This window comes from Bradyrhizobium sp. 160 (assembly GCF_023073735.1).
Lineage (GTDB): Bacteria > Pseudomonadota > Alphaproteobacteria > Rhizobiales > Xanthobacteraceae > Bradyrhizobium.
In genome coordinates, this window is sequence record NZ_JADPKD010000059.1 from 1 (window position 1) to 2697 (window position 2697).

Here is a 2697-nt window from a genome sequence, read left to right on the forward strand (position 1 = left end):
GGAGGCAAATTGCCGAGTTCCTTCAGCATCGTTCTCTCAAGCGCCTTGGTATACTCTACCTGTCCACCTGTGTCGGTTTCGGGTACGGTCGTACGCGGAGGCTATTTCCTGGGACCCCTTCACCGCCCGAGCAATCCGATAAGCTCAGACGATACACGGCATCCGTCACCATCCGCTGGCCGGGGACTATTCACCCCGTTCCCATCGACTACGCCTTTCGGCCTCGCCTTAGGGGCCGGCTAACCCTGCGAAGATTAACTTTACGCAGGAACCCTTGGACTTTCGGCGAGAGTGTCTTTCACACTCTTTGTCGTTACTCATGTCAGCATTCGCACTTCCCATACCTCCAGGAGCCCTCACGGGTCTCCCTTCGCCGGCCTAGGGAACGCTCCGCTACCGCGTATCTTGCGATACACCCGAAGCTTCGGCTCGTGGCTTGAGCCCCGTTACATTTTCGGCGCAGGACCCCTTGTTTAGACCAGTGAGCTGTTACGCTTTCTTTAAAGGATGGCTGCTTCTAAGCCAACCTCCTGGTTGTTTTGGGATTCCCACATCCTTTCCCACTTAGCCACGAATTGGGGGCCTTAGCTGTCGGTCAGGGTTGTTTCCCTCTCCACGACGGACGTTAGCACCCGCCGTGTGTCTCCCGAGCAGTACTCGTGCGTATTCGGAGTTTGGTTGGGTTTGGTACCGCTGTGGGCGGCCCTAGCCCATCCAGTGCTCTACCCCGCACGGTATTCACTCGAGGCGCTACCTAAATAGCTTTCGCGGAGAACCAGCTATTTCCGAGTTTGATTGGCCTTTCACCCCTAGCCACACGTCATCCAAGACCTTTTCAACGGGCACTGGTTCGGACCTCCAGTGGGTGTTACCCCACCTTCATCCTGCACATGGCTAGATCACTCGGTTTCGGGTCTAAAGCCACGAACTGAACGCCCTGTTCAGACTCGCTTTCGCTGCGCCTCCACCTACCGGCTTAAGCTTGCTCGTAACTTTAAGTCGCTGACCCATTATACAAAAGGTACGCAGTCACCCAGGACAAACCTTGGGCTCCTACTGTTTGTAAGCATCCGGTTTCAGGTGCTGTTTCACTCCCCTCGTCGGGGTGCTTTTCACCTTTCCCTCACGGTACTGGTTCACTATCGGTCGCTGAGGAGTACTTAGGCTTGGAGGGTGGTCCCCCCATGTTCAGACAGGATTTCACGTGTCCCGCCCTACTCGAGTCCTGCCGATCGTCCGTCCCGTACGGGGCTCTCACCCTTCACGCCGGCCGTTCCAGGCCGTTCCGGTAAACTCACTGCAGGCACTGGCCTGGTCCGCGTTCGCTCGCCACTACTAACGGAGTCTCGTTGATGTCCTTTCCTCCGGGTACTGAGATGTTTCAGTTCCCCGGGTTCGCTTCAAACCCCTATGGATTCAGGATTTGATACCTTCATCTGACCAATCGTAGTGAGGGGCCAAACCAGCGTTTCCGCCAGCCTGACACCACAATACGAAGGGTCGAAGGTGGGTTTCCCCATTCGGAAATCCCTGGATCAAAGCTCGTTCGCAGCTCCCCAAGGCTTATCGCAGCGTACCACGTCCTTCATCGCCTCTCAGCGCCAAGGCATCCACCGAATGCTCTTAAGGCACTTGATCGCTCTCATGATCGATGTCCGAGCCTGACCGGCAGCCGCATCAGCGGATGACGTCAGGCACAGGACCACGGTCACGATAAAGACCAGTGACCAAACCGCTCTTCAGCGGTTCGGTCACATGCTTGCCGAACATGACCTCCAACGGGCACCCCGCTTTCGCGGGACCCGCGGTCACATTCCCTCTTCACAGTTTTTAGATATCGATGCCGCCTGCTGCGCTCAGCGCTGGCAAGGGCAAACTTGCTGCCTTCTCTTCCGGATGATCACCGCGCCTTCACGAAGAGGCGCTGGTGGAGACGGACGGGATCGAACCGACGACCTGATGCTTGCAAAGCAACTGCTCTCCCAGCTGAGCTACGTCCCCTGATCATGGTGGGCCTGGGACGACTCGAACGTCCGACCTCACCCTTATCAGGGGTGCGCTCTAACCACCTGAGCTACAGGCCCGAGCGGTGATCCCGCTTATCCGGATGAGAAAGAGAAACGAGGGCGGCCTCTCCAGGTCCCGCCAATCGAAGCCCTGACTGGGCTTCATGTATCCAATGACGTCTCGAGTGGCGGCCCGTCAGCCAGACGGCTGCCGGTCGTCCAAAAGAAACATCCTTAGAAAGGAGGTGATCCAGCCGCAGGTTCCCCTACGGCTACCTTGTTACGACTTCACCCCAGTCGCTGACCCTACCGTGGTCGCCTGCCTCCTTGCGGTTGGCGCAGCGCCGTCGGGTAAGACCAACTCCCATGGTGTGACGGGCGGTGTGTACAAGGCCCGGGAACGTATTCACCGTGGCGTGCTGATCCACGATTACTAGCGATTCCGCCTTCATGCACCCGAGTTGCAGAGTGCAATCCGAACTGAGACGGCTTTTCGGGATTTGCTCCAGGTCGCCCCTTCGCTTCCCTCTGTCACCGCCATTGTAGCACGTGTGTAGCCCAGCCCGTAAGGGCCATGAGGACTTGACGTCATCCACACCTTCCTCGCGGCTTATCACCGGCAGTCTCCCTAGAGTGCCCAACTCAATGATGGCAACTAAGGACGTGGGTTGCGCTCGTTGCGGGACTTAAC

Annotated in this window: 2 tRNA genes and 2 rRNA genes; all 4 read right to left on the reverse strand. The window is 57.7% G+C overall.

Annotated elements, in window-relative coordinates:
- Positions 1 to 1638: ribosomal RNA gene (locus tag IVA98_RS24965) — 23S ribosomal RNA — on the reverse strand; the annotation flags it as partial.
- Positions 1639 to 1925: 287 nt separating this feature from the next.
- Positions 1926 to 2001: transfer RNA gene (locus tag IVA98_RS24970), tRNA-Ala, on the reverse strand.
- A gap of 6 nt (positions 2002 to 2007) precedes the next feature.
- A tRNA-Ile gene (locus IVA98_RS24975) sits at positions 2008 to 2084 on the reverse strand.
- A 160-nt stretch (positions 2085 to 2244) separates the two neighbouring features.
- Positions 2245 to 2697 (reverse strand): 16S ribosomal RNA (locus IVA98_RS24980); the annotation flags it as partial.